At 71.2% G+C, this 24,120-nt stretch carries 23 protein-coding genes; 8 read left to right on the forward strand and 15 right to left on the reverse strand.

Annotated features, from left to right (window positions below):
* Window positions 1-61: 61 nt before the first annotated feature.
* From B9Y70_RS08155 to B9Y70_RS08165, 3 genes are all read right to left on the reverse strand, one after another.
* Window positions 62-1,093 (reverse strand): 6-phosphofructokinase, encoded by a 1,032-nt coding sequence (locus tag B9Y70_RS08155; RefSeq protein WP_085549862.1) that lies wholly within the window; start codon window positions 1,091-1,093, stop codon window positions 62-64.
* 10 nt (window positions 1,094-1,103) lie between these two features.
* Window positions 1,104-2,519 (reverse strand): DHA2 family efflux MFS transporter permease subunit, encoded by a 1,416-nt coding sequence (locus tag B9Y70_RS08160; protein ID WP_085549769.1) that lies wholly within the window; start codon window positions 2,517-2,519, stop codon window positions 1,104-1,106.
* Window positions 2,520-2,630: 111 nt separating this feature from the next.
* On the reverse strand, window positions 2,631-3,833 hold the full coding sequence (locus B9Y70_RS08165) for an MFS transporter (protein WP_240309177.1): 1,203 nt from the start codon (window positions 3,831-3,833) through the stop codon (window positions 2,631-2,633).
* 51 nt (window positions 3,834-3,884) lie between these two features.
* On the opposite strand from B9Y70_RS08165, the gene B9Y70_RS08170 reads away from it, so the two are divergent.
* Complete coding sequence (locus tag B9Y70_RS08170) at window positions 3,885-4,208, forward strand: hypothetical protein (RefSeq protein ID WP_085549771.1); 324 nt, start codon at window positions 3,885-3,887, stop codon at window positions 4,206-4,208.
* Between the two features lie 13 nt (window positions 4,209-4,221).
* On the opposite strand, the gene B9Y70_RS08175 is transcribed toward B9Y70_RS08170, so the two are convergent.
* The 6 genes from B9Y70_RS08175 to gatC form a co-directional block, all read right to left on the reverse strand.
* Window positions 4,222-4,980, reverse strand: coding sequence for a siderophore-interacting protein (locus B9Y70_RS08175; RefSeq protein ID WP_085549772.1), 759 nt, complete (start codon window positions 4,978-4,980; stop codon window positions 4,222-4,224).
* Window positions 4,981-5,020: 40 nt separating this feature from the next.
* Window positions 5,021-6,508 carry an ABC transporter transmembrane domain-containing protein gene (locus B9Y70_RS08180; protein WP_085549773.1) on the reverse strand — a complete coding sequence of 496 codons (1,488 nt, stop codon included), beginning with the start codon at window positions 6,506-6,508 and terminating at the stop codon, window positions 5,021-5,023.
* Window positions 6,508-7,656: a DUF1611 domain-containing protein gene (locus B9Y70_RS08185; RefSeq protein ID WP_240309178.1), complete on the reverse strand. Its 1,149-nt coding sequence runs from the start codon at window positions 7,654-7,656 to the stop codon at window positions 6,508-6,510. Before B9Y70_RS08185 ends, B9Y70_RS08180 begins: the two co-directional genes overlap by 1 nt.
* A 109-nt stretch (window positions 7,657-7,765) precedes the next feature.
* A complete protein-coding gene (locus B9Y70_RS08190) occupies window positions 7,766-8,947 on the reverse strand; it encodes a P-loop NTPase family protein (RefSeq protein WP_240309179.1) in 1,182 nt (393 codons plus the stop codon).
* 187 nt (window positions 8,948-9,134) lie between these two features.
* Window positions 9,135-10,622: an Asp-tRNA(Asn)/Glu-tRNA(Gln) amidotransferase subunit GatA gene (gatA, locus tag B9Y70_RS08195; protein ID WP_085549774.1), complete on the reverse strand. Its 1,488-nt coding sequence runs from the start codon at window positions 10,620-10,622 to the stop codon at window positions 9,135-9,137.
* A 5-nt stretch (window positions 10,623-10,627) separates the two neighbouring features.
* Window positions 10,628-10,924, reverse strand: coding sequence for an Asp-tRNA(Asn)/Glu-tRNA(Gln) amidotransferase subunit GatC (gatC, locus tag B9Y70_RS08200; RefSeq protein ID WP_085549775.1), 297 nt, complete (start codon window positions 10,922-10,924; stop codon window positions 10,628-10,630).
* Between the two features lie 162 nt (window positions 10,925-11,086).
* Between gatC and B9Y70_RS08205 the strand changes: the two genes are divergently transcribed.
* Entirely contained in the window at window positions 11,087-11,758 is a 672-nt protein-coding gene (locus tag B9Y70_RS08205) for an ACT domain-containing protein (protein ID WP_085549776.1), read from the forward strand.
* A 108-nt stretch (window positions 11,759-11,866) separates the two neighbouring features.
* Here B9Y70_RS08205 and B9Y70_RS08210 read toward each other — a convergent pair whose 3' ends face one another.
* Complete coding sequence (locus tag B9Y70_RS08210) at window positions 11,867-13,888, reverse strand: gamma-glutamyltransferase family protein (protein ID WP_085549777.1); 2,022 nt, start codon at window positions 13,886-13,888, stop codon at window positions 11,867-11,869.
* A 93-nt stretch (window positions 13,889-13,981) separates the two neighbouring features.
* Between B9Y70_RS08210 and B9Y70_RS08215 the strand changes: the two genes are divergently transcribed.
* Entirely contained in the window at window positions 13,982-14,335 is a 354-nt protein-coding gene (locus tag B9Y70_RS08215; protein ID WP_085549778.1) for a hypothetical protein, read from the forward strand.
* A gap of 126 nt (window positions 14,336-14,461) precedes the next feature.
* On the opposite strand, the gene ligA is transcribed toward B9Y70_RS08215, so the two are convergent.
* Window positions 14,462-16,486, reverse strand: coding sequence for an NAD-dependent DNA ligase LigA (gene ligA, locus B9Y70_RS08220; RefSeq protein WP_143337583.1), 2,025 nt, complete (start codon window positions 16,484-16,486; stop codon window positions 14,462-14,464).
* Between the two features lie 65 nt (window positions 16,487-16,551).
* Between ligA and B9Y70_RS08225 the strand changes: the two genes are divergently transcribed.
* The 4 genes from B9Y70_RS08225 to B9Y70_RS08240 are packed head-to-tail and all read left to right on the forward strand — an operon-like array spanning window position 16,552 to window position 18,974.
* The gene (locus B9Y70_RS08225) at window positions 16,552-17,019 is read left to right on the forward strand and encodes an ArsR/SmtB family transcription factor (protein ID WP_085549780.1); all 468 of its coding nucleotides are present in this window, start codon (window positions 16,552-16,554) and stop codon (window positions 17,017-17,019) included.
* Entirely contained in the window at window positions 17,019-18,011 is a 993-nt protein-coding gene (locus tag B9Y70_RS08230) for a serine hydrolase domain-containing protein (RefSeq protein WP_085549781.1), read from the forward strand. The genes B9Y70_RS08225 and B9Y70_RS08230 overlap by 1 nt, the downstream gene beginning before the upstream one ends.
* The gene (locus B9Y70_RS08235; RefSeq protein WP_085549782.1) at window positions 18,008-18,283 is read left to right on the forward strand and encodes a hypothetical protein; all 276 of its coding nucleotides are present in this window, start codon (window positions 18,008-18,010) and stop codon (window positions 18,281-18,283) included. The genes B9Y70_RS08230 and B9Y70_RS08235 overlap by 4 nt, the downstream gene beginning before the upstream one ends.
* Before the next feature lie 10 nt (window positions 18,284-18,293).
* Window positions 18,294-18,974 (forward strand): 3'-5' exonuclease, encoded by a 681-nt coding sequence (locus tag B9Y70_RS08240; RefSeq protein ID WP_240309180.1) that lies wholly within the window; start codon window positions 18,294-18,296, stop codon window positions 18,972-18,974.
* Window positions 18,975-18,990: 16 nt separating this feature from the next.
* Here the strand turns inward: B9Y70_RS08240 and B9Y70_RS08245 are convergent, their stop codons facing one another.
* From B9Y70_RS08245 to mnmA, 3 genes are read right to left on the reverse strand one after another with little or no spacing between them, the layout of a single operon-like run.
* Window positions 18,991-19,878 carry an SLAC1 family transporter gene (locus B9Y70_RS08245; protein ID WP_085549783.1) on the reverse strand — a complete coding sequence of 296 codons (888 nt, stop codon included), beginning with the start codon at window positions 19,876-19,878 and terminating at the stop codon, window positions 18,991-18,993.
* Window positions 19,879-19,888: 10 nt separating this feature from the next.
* The gene (locus B9Y70_RS08250) at window positions 19,889-20,881 is read right to left on the reverse strand and encodes a uroporphyrinogen decarboxylase/cobalamine-independent methonine synthase family protein (RefSeq protein WP_085549784.1); all 993 of its coding nucleotides are present in this window, start codon (window positions 20,879-20,881) and stop codon (window positions 19,889-19,891) included.
* Window positions 20,878-21,972: a tRNA 2-thiouridine(34) synthase MnmA gene (gene mnmA, locus B9Y70_RS08255; protein WP_085549785.1), complete on the reverse strand. Its 1,095-nt coding sequence runs from the start codon at window positions 21,970-21,972 to the stop codon at window positions 20,878-20,880. Before mnmA ends, B9Y70_RS08250 begins: the two co-directional genes overlap by 4 nt.
* 162 nt (window positions 21,973-22,134) lie before the next feature.
* On the opposite strand from mnmA, the gene B9Y70_RS08260 reads away from it, so the two are divergent.
* Window positions 22,135-23,055 carry a spermidine synthase gene (locus B9Y70_RS08260; RefSeq protein WP_085549786.1) on the forward strand — a complete coding sequence of 307 codons (921 nt, stop codon included), beginning with the start codon at window positions 22,135-22,137 and terminating at the stop codon, window positions 23,053-23,055.
* On the opposite strand, the gene B9Y70_RS08265 is transcribed toward B9Y70_RS08260, so the two are convergent.
* Window positions 23,030-24,052: a glycoside hydrolase family 25 protein gene (locus B9Y70_RS08265; protein ID WP_085549787.1), complete on the reverse strand. Its 1,023-nt coding sequence runs from the start codon at window positions 24,050-24,052 to the stop codon at window positions 23,030-23,032. The two genes, B9Y70_RS08260 and B9Y70_RS08265, sit on opposite strands and share 26 nt — an antisense overlap.
* Between the last annotated feature and the right edge of the window lie 68 nt (window positions 24,053-24,120).

Below are 24,120 nucleotides of genomic sequence, written 5' to 3' on the forward strand. Positions count from 1 at the left end.
AGGGCAGAAGTCGAGGAGGGCGCGGGACCTGCCCGGTCAATGCCCTGACTCGAATACCCTCTTAGCCGAACATCGCCTGGGCGGTGACCCAGCGGTCCATGGGGACGGTCTTGAGCTGGCCGACGGCCTCCTGCAGCGGGATGTTCTCGATCCGCTCACCGCGCAGGGCCACACAGGTGCCGAACTCACCGCGGTGGGCGGAACGGGTCGCGCGGACGCCGTAGCGGGTGGCCAGGACGCGGTCGAAGGCGGTCGGGGTGCCGCCGCGCTGGATGTGGCCGAGGACGGTGGTGCGCACGTCGTGGCCCAGGCGGGAGTGGATCTCGTCGGCGATCTGCTGGCCGATGCCGGTGAAGACCTCGTGGCCGAACTGGTCGACACCGCCGGACTTGAGCTCCATCGTGCCCTCCTTGGGGGCGGCGCCCTCGGCGACGACGATGATGCCGTACTTCTCACCCATCTGGAAGCGGCGCTCCATCTTCTTGCAGATCTCGGAGATGTCGAAGGGCACCTCGGGGATCACGGTGTAGTGGGCGCCACCGGCCATGCCGGCGTGCAGGGCGATCCAGCCGACGTGGCGCCCCATGACCTCGACGATGAGGATGCGGTTGTGGGACTCGGCGGTGGTGTGCAGGCGATCGACCGCGTCGGTGGCGACGGCCACGGCGGTGTCGAAGCCGAAGGTGTAGTCCGTGCCGTTGACGTCGTTGTCGATGGTCTTCGGGACGCCGACGACCGGGATTCCGTTGTCGGCCAGCCACTTCGCACCCTTGAGGGTGCCTTCGCCGCCGATGGGGATGAGGGCGTCGATCCCGGCATCGGCGAGGTTCTCCTTGATCTGGTCGAGCCCCTCCTTGAACTTGTCCGGGTGCAGGCGACCGGTGCCGAGGATGGTGCCACCGCGCAGGAGAATGCGGTCGATGTGCTCGTCGTCGTAGAGGTCGACGCGGCGGTCCTCGAGGAGGCCGACCCAGCCATCCTCGTAGCCGACGACGGTGGAACCGAACTCGGCGCTGGCGGTACGGACGATGCCGCGGATGACGGCGTTGAGGCCGGGGCAGTCGCCGCCGGAGGTCAGGGTGGCAAGTCGCATGGGGTCCACTTTAGCCCCCGTGGGAAGGTTCGGCACCCTGTGGTTCGACCAGCGGTTCGGGCCGGAAGAAGGCCACCGCCACCAGCCCCAGACCCAGCACGGCGGCCGGCAGCAGCAGGGACACCGCGAGCCCCGGCACGAACCCGAGCGAGACCGCACCGACCTGCATCGCCGCGCCGACGCCGGCCGCGCCGAGCACCGCACCCGTCTGCCGCCCGGTGTTGTACACGCCGGCGGCGGCCCCCATGTAGGCGATGTCGACGGTGCGCATCGCGGTCGCCGAGTTCGGCGCCCACACCAGCGCATTACCGACGCCCAGCAGGCCCGCCGCCACCAGGAAGATCCACAGCGGCCCGCCGGCGTACATGAGCCAGGCGATGAGCAGCAGCGTGGCCATCATCGTGCCGAAACCGCCGACCGACAGCAGCCGCGGGTCGAGCCGGTCGGCGGCGGGGCCGATGAGCGGCGACGCGATCGCGGCGACGACCGCCATGGGGATGAGCATGAGCCCGGCGTCGCGGGAGCTCAGCCCCTGCCCGTCCTGCAGCCACAGCATGACGGGCAGCATCATCGACGACGCCGTGAAGCCCATCGTCGCGATGGAGAACACGCCGATCGAGTAGTTGCGGTTGCGGAACATCTCCAGCGGCACCAGTGGTTCCGTGCTTCTCGACGCCGCCGTCGCCTGCATACGGACGAACAGCACGATGAGCAGCAGTCCGAGGACGCCCAGGACGATCGCCCAGGCCGGCCACCCCAGGCCCGGGCCCTGCTGCACGGCGACGACGAGCGCGGTCATGCCGAGGAAGGAGACGGCGACGGAGGGGGCGTCGATACGCCGGGCGAAGGTGGGCAGGCGCGGCACCCACAGGGTGGCCAGCACCACCGCCAGGATGCCCACCGGCAGGTGGATGAGGAACACGCCGCGCCAGCCGACGCCCGCGACGATGAACCCACCGAGCACGGGGCCGACGAGCGTGGCCACCGACCCCACCGCGCCCCACACGCCGAGGGCCGAACCGCGGCGTTCGCGGGGGAACACCCGGTTGATGACACTCATGGTCTGCGGCGTGAGGATCGCCGCCCCGAGACCCTGCACCGCGCGAGCCGCGACGAGCAGCTCCAGCGTCGGCGCGAGGGCCGCGGCGAGGGCGGCGAGGGTGAACACCGTGATACCCAGGCGGAAGAGGTGGCGTTGCCCGAAGCGGTCGCCGAGGCGGCCGGTGAACAGCAGCGGCACGAGCAGGCACAGCAGGTAGATGGAGGTGACCCACACGACCTGGTCGAGGCGGGCGTCGAAATCCGCCATGATCCCCGGGGTGGCGACCGCGACGATCGTCTGGTCGAGGAGGATCATGAAGAACCCCAGGCACAGGGCGGCGAGCGCGCGCCAGGCCTGGGCCGGGGGCAGGACGGTGGAGCTCATTGTGTCGACTCTAGACCCGGGAGCGTGGACAGCTGCACTATCACCCGCATTGAGTAGCTGTCACCAAGGCCTTTCAGCACCGAACGGTGGGGGTGTAAGTGCACCCGGCCGCTAATCGACGGGCACCGGCGGCCTGAGCACCCGCACCCCGCGCCAGATCGCCCACACCGAGATGAGCACCCACGCGACCGCCAGCACGGCGGCCGTCACGTAGATGGACACCTGGGTGAGCAGGCCGGTGGCGGTGATGAGCCCGATGGGGGCGGAGAACTGGCCGATGGCCATGAACACCGAGAAGGCGCGGCCGCGGAGCTTCTCGGGGATGATCTCGGTGACCAGGACCATCTGCAGCGGCCCCATGAGGCCGCCGCCGAGCCCGGCCACCGCCATACCGACGACGACGAGCCAGGAGTACCCGAGCGCCCCCATCAGCGCGAAGCCGACGGAGAACAGCAGCATCGACGCCACCCAGATGGTCCGGCGGCGGTCCATGCCCACCGCGGCGACGAGGAAGCCGGAGAGCATCATGCCGACGGCGTAGGCGGACATGGCGAGGCCCAGCCGGACGGGGGCGTCGATGGACTGGAAGTGGGCGGGCATGAGGACCGCCAGGTACGGGCTCACCAGCGCCGCGGAGATGAATGTGACAGCCGCGAGCAGGCGGATCGGGGCGGGACGCACGACCTCGGCCCAGGAGCGCAGGGCGCCCAGGTCGGGGACGTCGACGGCCGCCTCCGCCTCCTCCGCCTCCTCTTCCGCGGGCACGAGGCGCAGCAGGGCGGTGAGCGCGGCGGCCAGCAGGGAGCAGCCGGCGGTGATCCACAGGACGAGTTCGATGGGCAGCGCCGCCATGAGGAAGCCGGCGAGCGCCGGGCCGATGAGCCACGCCATGCCGCCGATGGACTGGTTGAGGCCGGCGATGAAGTCGACGGTGCGCCCGGAGGTCCGCGAGACGGCGCCGACCAGCGCCGAGCGGGCGGCCATGCCGGGGATGTCGCCGACCGCGCCGATGATCCCGAGGATGATGAACCACGCCAGAGTCAAGCCCACAGCCTGGTCGACGAGGATGACGCCGACAACCGACAGGCCGGAGATGACGTCCGAGATGATCGACATCGGCTTGCGTCCCAGGGTGTCGATGAGGTGCCCGCCGAGGAACGCCACCGCGAGCGAGGGCACGGCGATGGCCGCCGCCACCACTCCCGCCGCCGCAGGGTTGCCGGTGCGCTCGAGCACCAGCCAGGGCCACACGATGGTGGCCACCGCGTTGCCCAGCATGGACGTCGCCGCGGACGCCAGATAGATCCAGACCATCACCGGACTCATCCTACGGGCCCGCTCCCCCGGCTGGCGTAGTCTGAACACATGGCAATGATCGACATCAAGAACCCCGAGAACGTCTCCACCGCGGCCGTCGTGTCGCTCGGTCTCATCGGCGGCTGGCTGACGGCACGCGAGACCGGCATCCGTCCGCTGGGCGGCGCGGTCCTGGCCGCCGCCGGTGGCTGGGCCGCCCGCTCCTGGCTGGCCAAGACCGATCCGCTCACCACCGCGGGCCTCACCGCACTGTATGTCGGCGCGTTCGGTGCCTCGCATCCGCTGGCCAAGAAGATCGGCTCGTGGCCCGCCGTGCTCGGGGTCACCGCCGTCGCCGGTGGCGCGGCGTGCGTGCTCTCCGACCTGAAGTGATCAGGCCGGAGGATCAGGCCAGGTCGGCCTCCAGTTCGGCGTTGAACTCGCGCTTGGAGGCCTGCCACTGGTCCTCGGTCATGCCGATGCGCCAGTAGCCGGAGATGGAGACGTCGCCGCGCTCGACCCCCCGGTCGATGAACAGGTGGCGGCGCAGCTCCTTGATCATCTCGGCGACACCGTGGATGAACCAGCCGGTGCGGGTGTCCGGGGTGCTCACCTCGCGCACGGCCTGCGAGAGCGCGGTGCCGTGGGTGGCGCCGTCGCGGGTCACCCAATGCAGGGTGACGCCCGCGGGCTGCGGCATGTCGAAGGTGGCGTCGGCGTCGGCGATCTCGATGAACACCTCGGCGGTGGCCCCCTCCGGGAGCTTCTCGACGCCCGCCGCGATCGCCGGGGCCGCCGATTCATCGCCGGCGAACACGAAGTGCCCGTAGCCCTCCTCCGGGTGCCAGGCCCCGCCCGGCCCACGGAAGGTGATCGTCTCCCCCACCTGCGCCCGCTGGGCCCACGGCCCGGCGAGGCCCTGGTCGCCGTGAGTGACGAAGTCGACGTCGAAAAGCCCGGTCGCGGTGTCGATGCGGCGGAAGGTGTAGGTGCGGGTGACCATCTCACCGAAGACGATCTTGATGTAGTGGTCCGTGTGCGGGAGTTCCGTGCCGATAAGGTCCGGGCAGTCGAAGCTGATGCGCACGAGCTCGGGGGTGAGGCGCTCGACACCGGTGACGGTGGCGGTGCGGGCGGGGCGGTTCTTGCGGGCAGGTGCGGTCACGGACGTAGGCTCCTCAATCGGGTTAGGTCACCCTAAGCTATCAGGTGTCCAGGTTCCAATCAATGGTGTTCCCATCCTGCAGGGGTGTCGTGCTGACGACCACCCCCGGATAGTTCGCGAGGATCCCGTCGAGGGGCACCGTGGCGATGTCGACGACGAGCAGCGGCGGTTCCCGCAGCAGGGCCCGCGCGAGTTTCAGGCGGTCGACCTCCTCCGGGGACCACGGCGACCCGCCGTTGCGCAGGGTGGTGCCCATCCCCCGGTCCGCGGCGGCGACGCTGGGCCGCAGGCCGACGCGCTCGATGACCCGGCGCAGCTCCAGGGGGCGGGCCCCCGGGACCCGCAGCCCGGCCAGCCGCGCCACGGAGCCGCGCTCCACCGCCATGCCCGTCACGGCCACACCGATGAGCTCCCGGCGGACCTTCCCCGGGGCCGCCCGCATATCGGCGCCGCCGACGGACACCTCCCCGCGCGCGAGGGCCGCGACGGCGGCGTCCACCCGGGCCGGATCCGCACTGTGCACGTGCACCCGGTCGCCGGGGAAGGCCACCAGCTCCCCGGGCACCTCGACAATGCCGGTGTGCTCCCCCACCGGGGTCCACTCCGCGGCACGCCGGTCCTCGGCCTCCCGGTGCTCGGCGGCCCGCTCGTTGAGGGGGCGCAGGATGCGGGCGGCGGCCAGGTGATTCTGCCGGTACTCCACGACCCGGCCGAGGTCGGTGACGGGGGTGGCCAGCACGCCGAGCAGGGTCATGGCCCCGGCCACGCCGGCCGGGTCGAGGTGTCCGGCGGCGGCCAACCACACCACCGCGACGGTCGACAGCGACGCGGCACCGGCCGTCACCGCGCGCGTCAACCCGGTGACCACCGAGCGGTGCACCGCCGCATCGACCACCCGCCGGGAGTCGCGGGACAAGGCGTTGAGCTCCCGGGAGACGGCACCGTTGGCCTGCACGGAGTCGCGGGCGATGACCACGTCGGCGATGCGGGCGGACAGGCGGCCCCGGCGGCGGCGGAGAGCACGGGAGCGACGGTACGTCGCCCGGGCGAGGAACGGCAGGGCCCCACCGGCCGCGACCAGCGGCGCGGCGACGGCCACCGCCACCCGCCAGTCGAGCAGCGCCAGGCCCGCGAGCACCCCGACGATGAGCGGGACCCCGGTGACCAGCGGGACGATGCCCAGGCTCAGCCAGTTGCGCACCGCGGCGAGGTCGTTGCTGGCGCGGGTGACGGTCACCCCGAGGGAGGCTCGGTCCTGCGGGTGCAGCGCGGCGGTGAGCAGCAGGCGGCGCTGCTCGTGGACGTAGTCCTGCCCCAGCTGCTCGGCGACGACCCGCTCCACCCAACGTGCCACCCCGATGCCGAGCACCGAGGCCGCCAGCACCGCGATGAGCTCGGGGCGGCCGTCGCCGGCGAGCACCCGCGTCACCCCGAGCGCGAGGAGGAGCGCCAGCGCCGCCTGCACGACGCCGAGGCCCGCGAGGTGGACCAGGTGGAGGCGGCGGTCGCCGGACCAGACGCGCGGCATCACTGCGGCAGCACGCCGCGGGCGACGGCCGGGTCCGTCAGGTCGTACGTGCCCACGACCGGCACCCCGAGCTCGCCGAGGACGATGGACGCCTCGACGGTGGCCAGCGGGGAGGCGGTCATGACGCCGGCGGCGGCGGTGACGGGGAGGTGGGCGTCGAGAAGCACGGCGACGCCGGCCCGGGCCCCGAGGGCATCGGTGGCGGCGAACACGATCGCGTCGACGGAGGCGCGGAACGTGGCGTCGCGCAACAGGCGGGCGGTCTCCTCCTGGTAGACGCCGTCGGCGATCTCGACGATGACGGTGTCAGCGCCGGTGTCGGCGAGGGCGTGGATCATGTTGAGGGTGAGCGCGCGGATGTCGGCGAACTCGAGGCGGAAGGTGGTGGCGTAGCCGAAGTCCGTGAAGTCGAGGACGGCGTGCGCCCCGGCGTCGTGGTAGTGCATGCGGTCGTTGCCCGCCCCGGTGCCGGTGATCTTGCCGGCGCCGACGCGGTGGCCCTCGGCACTCAGACCGTTGACCAGGCACGCCGCCACCGTGGACTTGCCGGAGTTCATCGAGGTGCCCAGCACGGCGATGACCCGGGGGCGGTCGGTGCGCGGGGTGGCGTCGAGCGGGTTGGACAGGGGTGCGGCGTCGGCGATGGAGACCACGCCGTCGCGGGTGGCCAGGAGGCCGAGAGGCTCGATGAGGGTCGGTTCGTCGACCCGGTCGTGGGTGTGGGTGACCACGCCGGCGATGCCGCCCGCCGCGACGAGGTGACAGTGGTCGAGGGTGGGCGGGACGTGCGCGAGGAACTGGTCGGCGGCGTAGCGGTGCCCGTAGGCGAGGAGGATGAGCGCCCCCGGGAAGAGGATGGCCTTGCGGGAGTCGGGCGTCTCGACGCGCCGGTGCTGGCGGATCTCGCCCACCCGCGCGAGGACGACGTCCCCCGGCCGCGGGGACACGTCGGCGCCCGCGATGAGGTGGAAGGCGGTCGGGTCCGCCGCGAGCCGCTCATCGACGAAGCGCGTGGTGTAGCTGCCCTGCACCCGGGCCGGGACCTCCAGGCGGCGCAGCGGCCCGCACGCCGCGGCGGCGGGGGCGGTGGTGTCCAGCAGGTCGGCGACGGCGGGGACCTGGCGGGTGAGGTGGGCGAGGGTGGTCATGGCGGGGCCTTTCAGGAGTCGGTCCCGGGGGTTGTCCGGGTACCACTCCATGAAAGGCCGCGGCTGTGAAAAGACGATGAAGCCCGGGTGAGGGCTTCCTCATGTGCCGCTACGCGCGGGTGACCTGCGCGATCCGGGTGGCGGTCGCCGGGTCGGTGAGCTCGTAGGAGCCGACGACCGGCACGCCGAACCGGCCGAGCACCTCGCGGGCCTCGGCGGTGGCCAGCGGGGAGCGGGTCATGATGCCGGAGGCGGCGGCGACGGTGAGGCCGGCGTCGAGGAGCTCGGTGACACCGGCGCGGGCGCCGAGCGCGTCGGAGGACGCGAAGACGACCTGGTCGACGCTGGCCTGGAAGGCCGGGTCGCGCAGCAGCATGGCGGTCTCCCGCTGGTAGATGCCGTCGGCGATCTCCACGATGACGGTGTCCGCGCGCGTGTCCGTGAGCGCGGAGATCATGTTGAGCGACAACGCCCGGATGTCCTCGAACGGGGTGCGGAACGTGGTGGCGTAGCCGAAGTCGGTGAAGTCGATGACGGCGTGCGCCCCGGCGTCCTGGTAGTGCATGCGGTCGTTGCCCGCGCCGGTACCGGTGATCTTGCCGACGCCGACCAGGCGACCCCCGCGGCTCAGGCCGTTGACCAGGCAGGCGACGACGGTGGACTTGCCCGCGTTCATCGACGTGCCCAGCACCGCGATGACCCGGGGACGGCTCGCCCGCGGGTACACGTCGAGCGGGTTGCGGTGGGAGCCGTAGCTGCGCACGTTGACCACGCCGTCGGTGGTGGCGAGCAGGCCGAGCGGCTCGATCTCCGTCGGGGAGTCCACAGCCCCGTGCACCTCGGTGACCACCCCGGCGACACCGCCGGCGGCCACGAGGTGGCAGTGGTCGAGGCTGTCCGGGACATGGGCCAGGAAGAAGTCCGCGGCGTAGCGGTGGCCGTAGGCCAGCAGCACGAGCCCATCCTCGAAGAGTGTGGCCTTGCGGGATTCCGGGGTCTCGATCTGCTTGTGGCTGCGGATCTTCGTGACCCTCGCGACGACCACGTCACCCACCTGCGGCGCCACATGCTCGCCCGCGGAGAGGTGGAACGCCGCCCGGTCCGCCTCCAGCGCAGCGCCGACGAAACGGGTGCTGTAGCAGGAGTGGACCCGCTCGGGCACCGGGAGACGGCGCAGCGGGCCCCGTGCCGCCTCGGCACGGGCCACGGCGATCTCGGCGACCGGGGTGGCGGGGTTCCCGACCGCGCCACCCGGCGTGGCGGCGGTCGAGGAGGGGGTCAGGAGGGTCATGGCATAGAAGCCTTTCGTCAGGAAACAACGGACCCCGGCGGTCGGGTGACCGTTCCGGGGTGACGACACCGACGCCCCACCAAAGGGAAACGCAGTAGCCGCTGAGAAAATGTAACATCAGCTGCTACTGCGTGGGAACACGGTGGCACAAATTGTTATCCACCGTGGTCAGAGGGGGTAAACGACGTCAGTTCCGACCCGCCTCGTAGGCCGCGCCGACGCGGTAGAGACGGTCGTCGGCGAACGCCGGGGCCATGATCTGCAGGCCCACCGGCAGGCCGGTGTCCGCGGCGAAACCGGCCGGCACCGACATGCCGCACAGGCCCGCCAGGTTGAGCGGCAGGGTGCACAGGTCGAAGTTGTACATCTCGACCGGATCCGAGACCTTCTCGCCCAGCTTGAAGGCCGTGGTCGGGGTGGTCGGGGTGACCAGGACGTCGACCTCGCCGAAGGCCTTCTCGAAGTCCTGCGCGATGAGGGTACGCACGCGCTGGGCCTGCAGGTAGTAGGCGTCGTAGTAGCCGACGGACAGGGCGTAGGTGCCCAGGATGATGCGGCGCTTGACCTCCGGGCCGAAACCGGCGGCGCGGGTCAGGGCCATGACCTCCTCGGCGGAGTGGGTGCCGTCGTCGCCGACGCGCAGGCCGTAGCGCATGCCGTCGAGGCGCGCCAGATTCGAGGAGACCTCGCACGGCATGATGAGGTAGTACGCGGCGAGGGCGTCGTCGAAGTGGGGGCAGTCGACCTCGATGATCTCCGCGCCCTGCTCGGCGAGCTGGTCGAGGGACGCGCGGTAGCTCGCCAGGACGCCCGGCTGGAAGCCCTCGTCGCGGTTGAGCTGCTTGACGACGCCGACCTTGACGCCCGTCAGGTCACCCTGCGCACCCTCGCGGGCGGCGTCGACGACGCTGCTCAGCTCACGGTCGACGGTGGTGGCGTCGAACGGGTCATGGCCGGCGATGATCTCGTGGAGAAGCGCGGCGTCGAGAACCGTGCGGGCGGTCGGGCCGGCCTGCTCCAGGGAGGAGGCGGCGGCGAGGAAGCCGTAGCGGGAGACGGTGCCGTAGGTGGGCTTGACACCGACGGTGTTGGTCAGTGCGGCCGGCTGGCGGATCGAGCCGCCGGTGTCGGTGCCGATCGCCAGCGGGGCCTGGCCGGCGGCGATCGCCGCGGCGGAACCGCCGCCGGAACCACCCGGGGTGCGGGTGAGGTCGTAGGGGTTCTTCGTCGCGCCGAAGGCGGAGTTCTCCGTGGAGGAACCCATGGCCATCTCGTCGAGGTTGGTCTTGCCCAGGATCGGGATGCCGGCCTCGCGGAGCTTGCGGGTGATGGTCGCGTCGTAGGGGCTCATCCAGCCCTCGAGGATCTTCGAGGCACCGGTGGTCGGGGCGTCGGTGGTGACGATGACGTCCTTGAGGGCCAGCGGCACGCCGGCCAGCGGCGAGGCGGGGGCCTCCCCGGCGTCGAGACGCTTGTCGACGTCGTCCGCGGCCGCCAACGCAGCCTCCGCGCCGATGTGCAGGAAGGCGTTGAGCTCGCCGTCGGTCTCGGCGATGCGGTCCAGGTGCGCCTGGACGACCTCCCGCGAGGTGACCTCACGGGAGTGGATCTTCTCGGCCAGCTCGGCGGCGGACAGGGAGGTCAGCCCGGACTCGGGAACGGTGTAGGTGGTCATGTGGGTCACTCCTCGCCCAGAATCTGCGGAACCATGAAACGGCCGTCCTCGGCCGCCGGGGCCTGGTCGAGGGCCTGCTCGGCGGTGAGCGTGGGGACGAGGACATCCTCACGCATGGAGGTGGCGATCGAGTGCGGGTGGCTCATCGGCTCCACACCCTCGGTGTCCACCTGCTGGACGGCGGAGACGGCACCGATGATCTCGTCGATCTGGGTGGCGAACTGCTTGAGCTCGTCCTCGCTGAGCGCGAGGCGGGACAACATGGCGAGGTGGGCGACCTCTTCGCGCGAAATGTCGGACACTACGGAATTCATCCTTTACGCATCGTTAAATGAACTTCATCCATGCTACTGCAGGGCCCCGGCCGAAACTTATCTGAGGTATCTGCACTGTCGTGACGTGATGTTATCTATGATTGAAATCACTCCATTGCAATATGTTTCCGAAAGGTCGGCCACTCCCCCATGTCTTATCTCATCCGCGTCCTGCTCCCCGACACCCCGGGTAGCCTCGGACAACTCGCGGAGGCGATCGGGCTTGTCGACGGCAACATCGAGTCCGTCGACGTGGTCGAGTCCTTCCCCGACGGCACGGTCATGGACGACATCGTCGTCTCCCTGCCCAAGGGTGCGATGGCCGACTCCCTCATCACCGCCGCCGACACCATCGACGGCGTCGAGGTCGACTCCATCCGCCCCTTCTCCGGGCGCGTCGACCGCCGCGGTCAGATCCAGATGCTCGCCGAGGTCGCCGCGCACGCCCGCAACATCCCGCGCGCCATGGAGGAACTGGTCACCGTCACCCCCCGGTCGATGACCGCCTCCTGGGCGATCGTCCTCGACGACAAGGCCTCCGCCGACGAGATCTCCCGCGTCGCCGCCTCCATGGCCGCACCCGAGGACGACGGCTCGCACCCCAACGACATCGACATCACCGCCGCCCGCATCCTCGACGCGGACGCCGAGGACTGGATCCCCGAGACCTGGGGTCTGCTCGACTCCTCGCTCGCGGCCACCCCCCTGGGCTCCACCGGCATGGTCCTCATCGTCGGCCGCACCGGCGGGCCCGATTTCCTGGCCAGCGAGGTCGAGCACCTCGGCCAGCTGGGCCGCATCGTGGGCGCGATCCTGAGCTAGACGGTGTCGACCCGCGCGTGGTTGTCCGGGGGCTGCGCGGGGTCAAGTCCCCGCACCCGCTCCGGGCGTGCCGGGCGCGCCACCTGAGCGGGGTGCGGTGGCCGGTGGCTACCCACCCAGGACAATGCCCTCGCGGCGGGGGTCGGCGCCGCCGATGATCCCGGTGTCGGTGACCACCAGGGCGGACAGGCCGCTGGACTGGTCGTCCTCGGTGACCTCGTGGCCGAGGTCCTCCAGCGCGGAGACGAGGTCATCCGCGTCGGACATGAGCGGATGTTCGCCGCCGAGGCCGGTCTCGGGGGTGTTGCGGGCACCGAAGTTCGGGGCGGAGACCGCCTGCTGCGGGTTCATGTCCCAGTCGACGATGTTGATGAGCGTCTTCGTCACGTACTGGATGATGAGCGAACCGCCCGGGGAACCCAGCACCATCCGCAGGTCACCGGGTGCCTCCCCCTCGCCGCGGTCGAAGACGAGCAGCGGGGACATCGACGAGCGCGGGCGCTTGGCGGCCTCGACGCGGTTGGCCACGGGCTCGCCGTCCTCGGACACCGGCTCCGCAGAGAAGTCGGTGAGCTGGTTGTTGAGCAGGAAGCCCTGCGTCATGTGGAAGGAGCCGAAGCCGGCCTCGATGCTGGTGGTGGCGGAGGCGGCGTTGCCGTCGGCGTCGATGACGCTGATGTGCGTGGTGCCCTGCTCGGGCAGGTCGGCGCCGAGGGCCATGGCGGGGACGAGCTCACCGGGCTGGGCGGTGCCCATGGATGTGCCGGGGTCGATGAGCTCGCCGCGCCGGTCGATGTAGTCGTCGGAGAGGAACACCTCAACGCCGCCGGGGATGTCGGTGAAGGCGGGGTCGGCGATGTAGGTGTCCCGGTCGGCGTAGGCGAGGCGCTGCGCCTCGGAGACGAGGTGCACGGCCTCGGGGTCGGGCAGGGCGCCGTCAGGACCGGCCTCGTCCGGGGCGAACCGGGCGAGGTCGTGGGCGTCGAGAAGCCGCAGTGTCTCGAGCACCGCCACGCCGCCCGACGAGGACGGCGGCATGCCGCACACGAGCGTGTCACGGTAGGGCGCGCACAGCGCCTCGTGGACGACGGGGGTGTATCCGGCCAGGTCAGCGGTGGTCATGAGGGAGGGGGTCATGCCGTCGGCGTCGGAGGTCGCGCTCTCGACGATGCCCTGGGCGATCTCGCCGGTGTAGAAGGCGTCGGGCCCGTCGCTCGCAAGCGTATCGACGACCGCCGCATACTCCGGGTTCTGCAGCAGCGTGCCGGCCTCCTTGGCGTCGCCCTCGTCGTCGAGGAAGTAGGCGCGGGCGGCGGGGTCACGGGCGAGGTCCTCGGCGGAGGACTCGACGGAGGCGGCCATGCGCGGGGAGATCTCGAACCCCTGGGTGGCGATGTCGCTGGCCGGGGTGAGGTTCTCGGCCCACTCGCGGGCACCGAAACGCTCGTGGAGGGTGCCGAGCGCGGCGACCATGCCGGGCACGCCGATGGAGCGGCCGGAGCGGCGGGCGTCCGGGACCGGGGCGTTCTGGTCCTCGGCGGAGATGTGACGCAGGTAGTTCTCGTCGGCGGCCAGGGGCGCGACCTCGCGGCCGTCGATGGCCACGATCTCGCCGGTGGCGGCGTCGTGGTAGAGGATGTACCCGCCGCCACCGAGCCCGGAGGACTGCGGCTCCGTCAGCCCGAGGACGAACTGCGCGGTGACGACGGCATCAGCCGCGGTACCACCCGCGAGCAGAACGTCGCAGGCCGCCTTCGTGGCGACGGGATTGGCTGTGGCGACGGAGAAGTTCTGCGTCTCCACGGCCTGCATCCCGGCGCGGAAGCCGGTGGCGATCTCCGGGTTGGTGGTGATGTCACGGTCGCTATCCCCGCCGGAGGTCTCCCCTGTCCCCTCGTCGGTGGGCGCGTCATCGAACTCGCAGTTGCTGGAGGTGATGGTGGTGACCTCGGCGGCGGCCGCGGCGGAGGTGTCCGTGGTGGTCTCGGTGGCGGTCTCGGTGGCGGTCGTAGTCTCGGTCTCGGTGGTGGCGGTGCCGGAGCCGTCCTCGGCGCAGGCCACGAGCACCAGCGCCGAGGCCCCCAGGACGGCCGTCACCGTGCGGGCGCGGGAATGGAAGATGGTTCTCATATTCCAAATGTAATGCAGCTCACATAAATGCGGTAGTACTTTTCCGTGGGTACGGTCGCGGGAAAGGACGATGTCCGCAGAAAGGAATCCCCCGTGCGCACCCTCTTCCTCACCGCCGCCGCCGTGCACGCCGTGCTCGTCGCCGGCGTCTGGCTACCCCTGCCGATCGACGTCATGCTCCTGGCCGGGATCGGGGTGGCCGCAGCACTCACCGTCGGGCTCATCGCGCTCATCCGTAACGGCCCCGTCGCACCGCTGTGGGTGGGCACGGCGGCCGGACTCACCGCGCTCATCGGCTGGGGATCGTGGCTGGTGCTGTGGGCGCTGGACCCGGGCCGCACCGACGACACCGTCAACGTCATCGGCGTCCTGTTCCCGCCTCTCGCGGTGGTCATCTACCTCGTGGCGGCCCTGCTGCCGGCCACCCGGCGCGGTTTCGCGCGCTGAACCGCGCGGTTTGGCCACTTCCGGGCTGTTTGAACACCCCGGAAGTGGCCAAACCGCGCCGCGCCGGACCCACTCCGCCGCGCCGGACCCACTCCGCCGCGCCGGACCTACTCCGGCGAGCCGGACCTACTCCGGCGAGCCGGTCTCCAGGAGACGGACGAACCCGGCCTCATCGAGGATGGGCAGCTCCAGCTCGCGGGCCTTGGTCTCCTTGGAGCCTGCGTTCTCCCCGACCACGACGTAGGAGGTCTTCTTCGACACCGAGCCGGAGGCCTTGCCACCCCGGGAGAGGATGGCCTCCTTGGCGCCGTCGCGGGTGAACCCCTCCAGGGAGCCGGTGACCACGATGGTCAGCCCCTCGAGGGTCTGCTCCGCGAGGTCCTCCCCGGACTCCTCCATGGTCACGCCCGCGGCGGCCCAGCGCTCCACGAGCGCGCGGTGCCAGTCGACCTCGAACCAGTTCCGGAACGATTCGGCGATGATGGTGCCGACGCCGTCGGTGTCGGCGATGTCGTCGACGGGGGCGTCGATAAGCGCGGGCAGGGAGCGGTAGCGACCGGCCAGGGCGCGGGCGGCGGTGGGGCCGACGTGGCGGATGGACAGCGCGACGATGACGCGCCACAGGTCGGTCTCGCGGGCGGTGGCCAGGTTGTCCAGCAGCTTGCGGCCGGACGCGTTCACCTTCCCGGCCTTGGTGGTGTACACCTTCGAGGCCGCGAGGTCGGCCTCGGTGAGGTCGAAGAGCCCGGATTCGTCGCTGAGGATGCCGGTGCGGATGAGGTCCTGGGCTCCCTTCTCCCCCAGCGCCTCGATGTCGAAGGCGCCGCGGCCGGCGAGGTACGTCAGGCGGGAGGACAGCTGCGCCGGGCAGGAGCGGGTGTTGGGGCAGCGCCAGTCGGCGTCGCCCTCCTTCTGCGGGGCCAGCCGGGTGCCGCACGAGGGGCACAGTGTGGGGAAGATGAACTCGCGCTCGCTGCCGTCCCGCTTCTCGACGACCGGTCCGAGCACCTCGGGGATGATCTCACCCGCCTTGCGGATGACCACGGTGTCACCGATGAGCACGCCCTTGCGCTTGACCTCGGTCTGGTTGTGCAGGGTGGCCATGGAGACGGTGGAGCCGGCGACGAAGACGGGTTCCATGATGGCGAAGGGGGTGACGCGCCCGGTGCGGCCGACGCCGACCTGGATGTCGATGAGCTGGGTGGCGACCTCCTCCGGCGGGTATTTGTAGGCGATGGCCCAGCGCGGGGCACGCGAGGTGGCACCCAGCGCGCGCTGCTCGGCGTAGGAGTCGACCTTGACCACGAGGCCGTCCATCTCGTGGGCGGCGTCGTGGCGGTGCTCGGCCCAGTGACGGACCTTCTCCACGACCTCGTCGGCCGAGTGGACCTGCTCGGTGTACGGGCTGACGGGCAGCCCCCACCCGGCGAGTGCGGTGTAGGCCTCGTGCTGGGAGGCGGGCGTGAAGCCCTCGCGGGCGCCGATGCCGTGGGCGATCATGCGCAGGCGGCGTTTGCGGACGTCCTCCGGGTTCTTCTGGCGCAGGGAGCCGGCGGCGGCGTTGCGCGGGTTGGCGAAGGGCTTGCCGCCCTCGGCCTGGCGGAGTTCGTTGACCTCGTCGAAGTCCTCGACGGCGATGAACACCTCGCCGCGGACCTCGAGCAGGGCGGGGATGTCGTCTCCGGTGAGCTCGTGCGGGATGTCGTCGATGACCTTCGCGTTGGCGGTGACGTCCTCGCCGATACGCCCGTCGCCGCGGGTGGCGGCGCGCTCGAGGCGGCCGTCGCGGTAGACGAGCGCGATGGACAGGCCGTCGATCTTCAGCTCGGTGAGGTAGGTGTCGGAGGGGGTGCGGGTGAGCCACTCGCGGAGTTCGTCCTCGTCGAAGGCGTTGTCGAGGCTCATCATGCGCTCGAGGTGCTCGACGTTGTCGAAGGTGGAGCTGACGACGGCGGGGGCGCCGACCTCCATGGTGGGGCTGTCGGGGACGGCGAGCTCGGGGTGGTCCTCCTCGAGCTGCTGGAGCTCGCGGAAGAGGGCGTCGAAGTCGGCGTCGGGGATCTCCGGCTGGTCGTTGTAGTAGAGGTCGCGGTGGCGGCGGACCTCCTCAGCCAGGTCGTTCCACCGGCGGCGCAGGTCGGGGTCGATCACGGGGTCAGTCACAGGGGAGATTCTAGCCGCAGCCCAACTTTCCAAGTTTCTGTATATTTGGAATTATGGAAACGGAAGCCCGGCTGCACGCCATCGAAGAACGTCTCGCCGCCCTGGAGGGCGGGGCGTCGCCACGCAGGGAGACGGGCGGCGACCTGTGGGCCCTCGACAACATCGCCGACTCCGTCATCTTCGCCGGCGACGTCCGCACCGACGCCGGCCACGCGCAGTACCAGTGGCAGCGCCCCACCACCCTGCTTCTCGACGAGGACTGGTCCCCCCACTTCGACCGCCTCGCCGCCCTCGCCCACCCGGTACGCGGCGCCATACTGCGTCGGCTTCTCGACGCCCCCGCCACCGTCGGCGACCTCGTCGACGACGAGGTCGCCACCTCGACCGGCACTGCCTACCACCACCTCGGCGCGCTGCAGGCCGGGGGCTGGATCGCCAAGGAGGCGGGTGGGCGCTGGAGCGTGCGCACCGCCCGCGTCGTCCCCCTGCTCACCATCATCGCCGCCACGGAGGACCACTGATGCGTACCCGCAACCTCACCGCCGCCGTCATCGTCGCCATCGCCGTCGGGCTGGCCGTCACCGCCACCGCCGTGTGGGCCGGGCCGGACCGGATCACCCCGTCCACCGAGCGCACCGGTGACCCGGAGCTCGCGGCCCGCCTCGCGGGGCACGCCACCACCGGGCACCACCGCCTCGCCGCGTTCACCATCGACGGCGGTGAGACCACCTTCGCCGGGCTCGGCGCCGACGAGCACGACGAGTTCGAGATCGGTTCCCTCACCAAGACCTTCACCGCCGGCATCCTCGCCGACCGCGGCCTGGAGGAGACCACCGTCGGGGAGATCATCGCGGCGGAAGGCTCCGACATCGCCGACGTCACCCTCCGCGAACTCGCCGACCACACCTCCGGGCTCCCCCGCCTCGCCGGGCTGGGGTGGTGGACGATGTTCACCACCGCGCTCACCGGCGGCAACCCCTACGCCGGGATCACCCGCGACGACGTCATCGACGCCGCTCTGGGAGCCCCACTCTCCGACCGCGGCGGGTACTCCTACTCCAACCTCGGCTCCGCCCTGCTGGGACAACTCCTGGCCCTCGAGGCCGGGACCCCCTATGAGCAGCTGCTCGCCGAGCACCACCTCGCGCCCCTCGGCATGACGGACACCTACCCGATGACCGACGGCTCCGTCTCCCCCACCGCTCCCCGCGGACTGCAGTCCACCGGTGACCACGCCGAACCCTGGGAGATGGGTGGCTACCTCCCGGCCGGCGGCCTGCGCTCCACCCCGGCCGACATGGCCCGCTACGCCACGCGTCTTCTCGAGGACGGGGTCCCGGACCTCGCCTGGGGCGTCGACGACGACGGCACCCGTCGCCACAACGGGGGCACCTACGGCTTCTCCACCACGTTGCTGGTCAACCCGGACACCGGGCGCGCGGTCTTCGTCGCCGGCGACACCGAGCACGATGTCGAGACCGTCGCGGATGCCCTCCACGCGGAGCTGCCGTGAGCGTCTACATCGCCTGGGGCCTCGTCGTCTTCCTCATCCTGTCCGTCCTGCAGTCCATCCGCCGCGCCCTGCGGGGAGGACAGTCCCGCCGGACCCTGCTTATCGACGCCGCGCTCGGCATCCTCCCCCTCGCCGTCCTCGTCGGCGGTCTGACGACCATGTCGTGGAACACGGCCCTGCCGGTGCCGGTGTGGTGGATCATCGCAGGTCTGCTGGGTGTTCTGGCCGGGGTGGTCACCTTCCGTGTCCTTCATGTCCGGGTGGCCGTCTAGGGTGGAAGCCATGACCGGATTCAGCGGCTTCGACGCCTCCCGCATGCTCTCCTTCGACCTCGAGACCACGTCACGGTTCCCCAGGGAGGCACGCATCGTCACCTCGGCGCTGGTGCGGATCGACGGCCGGCAGGTCGACGCCGTCGAGCACCTCGCCGACCCCGGGGTGGAGATCCCGGAGGAGGCCACGAAGATCCACGGCATCTCCACGGAGAAGGCCCGCGCGGAGGGTCGCCCCCACGACGAGGTGCTGGCCGACACCGTCGCCGCGATCAGGAAGGCGTGGGAGGACGGTCTGACGCTGGTGGTCTACAACGCCTGCTACGACCTCACCGTCCTGCGCCAGCTCACCGGGGACTTCGTGGTCACCGGCCCCGTCTTCGACCCCTACGTGGTCGACCGGGTGAAGGACCCCTACCGCCGGGGCAAGCGCAACCTGGGGGCCATGTCCGAGCACTACGGCGTCGAGCTCGGCAACGCGCACGAGGCCACCTCGGACGCTCTCGCCGCCGCCCGCATCGCGTGGAAGCAGGCCCGTCAATGGCCGGAGCTCACGCGCATGGACGAGGGGGAGCTCATGGAGTTCCAGGCCGTCGGCCACCACGACCGGCAGATGGACTTCGCGCGGTACCTGCAGGGCCAGGGCAAGGACGCCTCCGACGTGAGCACGGCCTGGCCGATGCAGGGGTAGGCCCGGCGACCAGGGACTACCGCCTGTGACGGATGGCGAAGCGCGCCGCGCACAGCGCCCAGTGCGTGAGCAGTAGCCCGAGGAACGTCGCGCTCACCTGCTCCCACCCCAGGTAGGCGGCACCGAGCGACAGCGTGCCCGCCGGGAAGGTCGAACCCCACCAGCCGGGCGAGTACTCCGCCCAGGTGCGCACCGCGCGGCCCCAGAAGTGCCACGCGGCGTAGGCGATCATCGGCACGCCAAGGGCGGCCATGACGAGGCCGTAGGTGTGGGCGAAGGGGGCGTCGAGAAGCACGTGGGCCGCGGCGGTCGACTGGCCGACGATGCCCAGCGGGATCCACGCCGTGCCCGCGAAGGATGCGGGGATGCGCGGGCGCGCGGCGTAGATGCGCGCGAACAGCGGCAGGCCGGTGACGAGGCTGAGGGCGAAACACCCCAGCGCGATCGCAGGGATGACCTGCGCCCCCGGGCCGTCGAGCTGGAGCGCCAGCTGTCCGCCGGAGGTCGCGGCCACCATGGGCGAGACGACCGCCAGGCCCCAGGGGAAACTCGGCGCACCGCTGAAGCGGCGCAGCTGCCACAGACACACCACCACGGCCAGCGGCAGGCCGATGAGCCAGGCGAGGAGCTGCGGGGCGAGGAGGTCCGTGGCGGCGGTCCACGCGCTGCCCAGCGCCATGACGCCCATGGACACCATGCCCCACGGCCCCATGAACTCCTGGGTGAAGCCGGGGTTGCGGTGGCGCAGCCAGCCGACGGCGAACACGGGCAGGAGGACACTGGCGACGGCCAGGAGCGCCAGGCCCGGCCACACCAGGCCGTGCATGAGGGACAGCGTCGCGGCGATCGACGTCCCCATGAGGGAGCCGGCCCACGCGGGGCCGGCGGGAGGAGACCGGGTCATGGCGTCCTGCTCACAGGTCTCCGGCGTCGGTGCGCAGCATGTGGTCGACGGCGCGGGCCATGGCGTAGGCACCAGCGGCGTCGAGAAGCGTGCCCTCGGTGAGGCCGGCGCGGGGGTGGACGTCGACACGCTCGGTGAGCCACTGCGGGTCAAGGCCGAGGCGCTCCCAGAAGCGGGCGACGGCGACGGCCCGTTCGCGGGGGCGTGCGTGGAGCTCGTCGACGTGGTCACCGGGGCCGGTGACGCCGAGGCCGATGCGGGTGCCGGCGCTGACGGTGTGGCCGAAGCCGTCGTACTGCGCGGTGCCCTGCACCAGGTCGAGGGAGACGAGGACGGTATCGGCACGGGAGTCGCGGGCGACATCCCACAACGGGGCGTAGCCGGTCTGGTTGAGCAGAACCCGCTCGGCGTCCAGCTTCTCGACGACCCCGGCGAGCCGCTCGGCGAGATCCTTCGGGTTGACCGGGCGGACGGGGTGGAAGCGGGTGACGCCGGGCAGGCCGGCGGCGATGTCGGGCAGCAGCGGTTCGTCGAGCTGGACCGTGGCGTCCGCGCGGAAGCGGCGGGTGAGCTCTGCGGCGTGGGCGTTGACGCCCTCGACGAGCGCCTCGGTGAGGTCCCGCAGGGCACCGGGGTCGGTGATGACGCGGTGCCCGCTCGCCAGCTCGATGGAGGCGGCCAGCGTCCACGGTCCGGTGACCTGCACCTTGAGCTGCGGCACGGTGGTGCCCCACGCCTCCTCGAGCTGGTCGAGGTCGCGGTCGAGGAGGTCGCGGGTGCGGCGGGTGAGCAGCTGCGGGCGGTCGGTCATGATCCAGGAGCGCGGGCCGCGGTCGACGCTCACCGCCTCCAGCAGCGCGGCGGTGCGGCCCACCCCGTCCGCGCCGAGGCCGCGGGCGGGCAGGTCGGGGACGTGCGGGAGGTCACCGGTCTCGGAGTGGACGACGTCGGCGGCGTCGGAAAGCGAGGTGCCGGGCAGGGGGCCGAGGCCGTAGGCGGTCACGGTGCTGCCACCGCCTCCGTCCCGCAGATCGTGCCCGAGCCGAGCACGACGTCACCCTGCCCGTCCGGGTCGGGCAGGTAGAGCACGGCGGCCTGGCCGCGGGCCACGCCCTGCAGCGGTTCGGCGAGGGTGAGCGTCAGGGTGTCACCGTCGACGACCGCGCGGCAGGCCACCACCCCGCCGTGGGCGCGAACCTGGACGTGCGCGTCGATCTCGCCGACCATCCCGGGGTGGAGCACCTTGAGGCGGTCGGCGTGGATGACGCCGACGGACAGCGCCGCGCGGGGGCCGACGGTGACGGTGCCGGTCGAGGCGTCGATGTCCGTGACGTAGCGGGGGCGGCCGTCGGCGGCCGGATCCCGCAGGTCCAGTCCCTTGCGCTGACCGATGGTGAAGTTCCACGCGCCGTCGTGGTCACGCAGCTCGCGGCCCTCGGTGTCGACGACCAGACCCGGGCGCAGGCCGATCCGCGCCCCGAGGAAGGCCTGGGTGTTGCCGTCCGGGATGAAGCAGATGTCGTAGGAGTCCGGCTTTTTCGCCACTGAGAACCCGTGGCGGGCGGCCTCCTCGCGGATCTGCGGCTTCTCCGTGTTGCCCACCGGGAACAGGCAGCGGTCCAGCTCCGCGCGGGTGAGCACGCCGAGGACGTACGACTGGTCCTTCGCGGGGTCGACGCTGCGGCGCAGGTGCCCGGCGTCGTCGATGAGCGCGTAGTGGCCGGTGGCGACGGCGTCGAAACCGAGCGCCACCGCGCGGTCGAGCAGCGCGGCGAACTTGATCTTCTCGTTGCAGCGCAGGCAGGGGTTGGGGGTCTCGCCACGGGCGTAGGAGTCGACGAAGTCATCGATGACGTCCGCCTGGAAGCGGTCCGAGAAGTCCCACACGTAGAAGGGGATGCCCAGCTTGTCGCACACCCGGCGCGCGTCGGCGGAATCCTCCAGCGAGCAGCAGCCGCGGGAGGATTCGCGCACCGCCTGCGGGTCGCGGGACAACGCCAGGTGCACGCCGACGACGTCGTGGCCCGCCTCCACCATCCTCGCTGCGGCGACCGCCGAATCGACGCCGCCGCTCATCGCTGCCAGTACGCGCATGCTTCCTCCCTCTCTCAGGTGTGCAGCGTAGTAGCCGGGGCCGTTATTCCGGAAACGTCAGACGCCCGGGCGGGTGCGCGGAACATATCCCCAGGTCGCCCCCTGCCGCCCCGGCGACACCGTCTGACGTTTCCCGACACCGACAGGCTACGATGACCACTCATGGCCCGATCCCGCAGGAACCGCACCCGCCCCACCGACACCCCGACCACCGGGGCGGCGGCCGGCACCTACGAGATCTCCACCGGTACCGCCGAACTCGTCCCGGACACCTTCCACCCGGACGCGTGGACGCTCATGATCAACGGGGTCCCCAGCTCACACGTGCAGATCGGGCGCCCGGACGTCCTCGAGTTCGAGTACATGCGCTGGATCGCCGCGATCGTGGAACAGCAGACCGACGCCCGCTTCGACCCCACCGCCCTCCGCGTGACGCACCTCGGGGGCGCGGCCTGTTCGCTCGCCCGCTACTTCGCCCACCTGTGGCCGCAGTCCCGGCACACCGTCGTCGAACTCGACGCGAAGCTGGCCGACCACGTCCGCGAATGGTTCGACATCCCCCGCGCCCCGACCGTGAAGATCCGCGTCGGGGAGGCCGGGGAGGTCACCCGCGGTTTCTACCCGGGCAGCCGTGAGGTGATCATCCGGGACGTCTTCGCCGGCAACCGCACCCCCCTCGACCTGACGACACCGGACTTCTTCCGCGCCGTCCACTCCGCGCTCACCCCGGGCGGGCTGTACGTGTCCAACTGCGGCGACTACTCCAGCCTCCTCGGCTCGAAAACGGAGCTGGCGGGCATGGCGGAGGTCTTCGACCATGTCGCCGTCATCGCCGATCCGCCGATGCTCAAGGGCCGCCGCTACGGCAACATGATCCTCATCGGCTCCGACGCCGAGCTTCCGGCCGAGGGTTCCCCGGAGGCCGCCCAGCTGGCCCGGGTGCTGCTCGGTGGTGCCGTCCCCGCCCACTACAAGGACGAGCGCTGGGCCCGCGCGCTTTTCGACGGCACCGTGCCCCGCACCCTGGACACGCGGCACGATGGTGCCGCTGACGTGATCAGCCGGCGTTCGCCAGGAGGATGAGCAGATCGCCGATGCTGTAGTCGGGGTTGTCCACCATCACCTGGAGATCCTCGACGGGCAGATCACCGGTGGCGATGAGCTCCCCGACGCGGCGGCTGATGTCGTCGATGAGCACGGGCTCGATGCCCAGCTGCGGGGCGGCGGCCTCGAGGGCGCCCTCCGGGAGGATGCCGGTCTGGGCGGCGAGGATGAGTCCGGCGAGGGCCGCGTTGTCGCCGCCGAGGGTCTCCAGGACCCCGTTGTCCGGGGTGGCCATCTCCTGGAATGCTGCCCCGAGGTTGACGTGGTTGCCGGCGACGAAGTCGCCGAGCTGGGACTCGGTGCCGTTGAAGAGGTTGAGGTCGACGGGGGCGTCGATACCCGGCACGCGCCCGGTCTCCGAACGCTGCCAGAAGGTGAGGTGGTTCCAGCCGCCGACGGGCTCCGGGGCGTGGTTCTGGTAGGCGGCGAGCCACAGGGGGTAGTTGGCGAACTCGTGGGTGTCGTTGAGGTGCTCGCGCCAGAAGTAGCGGTAGGTGTACACCATCGGGGTGCGGCCGGTGAGGCGCTGCGTCTCGTGGAGGAAGTCGCGGACCCAGTTCTGCAGCTGCTCCGGATCGAGGCCCTCGGCGACCTCGATGTCGAGGACCGGCGGCAGGGAGTGCTGCGGGACGGTGGCCAGGGTGGCGGCGTAGTGGGCGGCCTGCTGGCGGGCGTCACCGGCGGGGCGGGCGTAGTGGTAGGTGCCCACGAGCAGTCCGGCCTGATGGGCGGCGTGGACGTCCTCGAGGTAGTGCTCGTTCACCCAGGTCTCGCCCTCGGTGGTCTTGACGAAGGCGAACTTCTGCCCGTCGGCGGCCACCTCCTGCCAGCGGATGGAGCCGTTGCCCCGCTGGTGGCCGGAGACGTCGACTCCCGAGGGGGCGATCGACGAGAACGCGGTGGCAGGGACCGCGGCCAGGGTGAGGGCCAGTGCGGTGGAGGCGATGACGGAGCTGAGGCGGGTGAGAACACGCATGGTTCTCAAGATAACTTAAGAAACCTCAGCCGTCACTTCTTTCACTCAAATCACACGAGTCACACCCG

This window comes from Corynebacterium pollutisoli (assembly GCF_900177745.1).
GTDB classification, from domain to species: domain Bacteria; phylum Actinomycetota; class Actinomycetes; order Mycobacteriales; family Mycobacteriaceae; genus Corynebacterium; species Corynebacterium pollutisoli.

Bases quoted from the DNA above. Each gene is read 5' to 3' on its own strand.
- B9Y70_RS08260 (WP_085549786.1), top strand. From the start codon at position 22,135: ATGGCCCGATCCCGCAGGAACCGCACCCGCCCCACCGACACCCCGACC.
- B9Y70_RS08190 (WP_240309179.1), bottom strand. From the start codon at position 8,947: ATGACCCTCCTGACCCCCTCCTCGACCGCCGCCACGCCGGGTGGCGCG.
- B9Y70_RS08240 (WP_240309180.1), top strand. From the start codon at position 18,294: ATGACCGGATTCAGCGGCTTCGACGCCTCCCGCATGCTCTCCTTCGAC.
- B9Y70_RS08170 (WP_085549771.1), top strand. From the start codon at position 3,885: ATGGCAATGATCGACATCAAGAACCCCGAGAACGTCTCCACCGCGGCC.
- B9Y70_RS08230 (WP_085549781.1), top strand. From the start codon at position 17,019: ATGCGTACCCGCAACCTCACCGCCGCCGTCATCGTCGCCATCGCCGTC.
- B9Y70_RS08205 (WP_085549776.1), top strand. From the start codon at position 11,087: ATGTCTTATCTCATCCGCGTCCTGCTCCCCGACACCCCGGGTAGCCTC.
- gatA (WP_085549774.1), bottom strand. From the start codon at position 10,622: ATGACCACCTACACCGTTCCCGAGTCCGGGCTGACCTCCCTGTCCGCC.
- B9Y70_RS08185 (WP_240309178.1), bottom strand. From the start codon at position 7,656: ATGACCACCCTCGCCCACCTCACCCGCCAGGTCCCCGCCGTCGCCGAC.
- B9Y70_RS08225 (WP_085549780.1), top strand. From the start codon at position 16,552: ATGGAAACGGAAGCCCGGCTGCACGCCATCGAAGAACGTCTCGCCGCC.
- B9Y70_RS08160 (WP_085549769.1), bottom strand. From the start codon at position 2,519: ATGAGCTCCACCGTCCTGCCCCCGGCCCAGGCCTGGCGCGCGCTCGCC.
- mnmA (WP_085549785.1), bottom strand. From the start codon at position 21,972: ATGCGCGTACTGGCAGCGATGAGCGGCGGCGTCGATTCGGCGGTCGCC.
- B9Y70_RS08155 (WP_085549862.1), bottom strand. From the start codon at position 1,093: ATGCGACTTGCCACCCTGACCTCCGGCGGCGACTGCCCCGGCCTCAAC.
- B9Y70_RS08180 (WP_085549773.1), bottom strand. From the start codon at position 6,508: ATGCCGCGCGTCTGGTCCGGCGACCGCCGCCTCCACCTGGTCCACCTC.
- B9Y70_RS08245 (WP_085549783.1), bottom strand. From the start codon at position 19,878: ATGACCCGGTCTCCTCCCGCCGGCCCCGCGTGGGCCGGCTCCCTCATG.
- B9Y70_RS08265 (WP_085549787.1), bottom strand. From the start codon at position 24,052: ATGCGTGTTCTCACCCGCCTCAGCTCCGTCATCGCCTCCACCGCACTG.
- B9Y70_RS08210 (WP_085549777.1), bottom strand. From the start codon at position 13,888: ATGAGAACCATCTTCCATTCCCGCGCCCGCACGGTGACGGCCGTCCTG.
- B9Y70_RS08165 (WP_240309177.1), bottom strand. From the start codon at position 3,833: ATGGTCTGGATCTATCTGGCGTCCGCGGCGACGTCCATGCTGGGCAAC.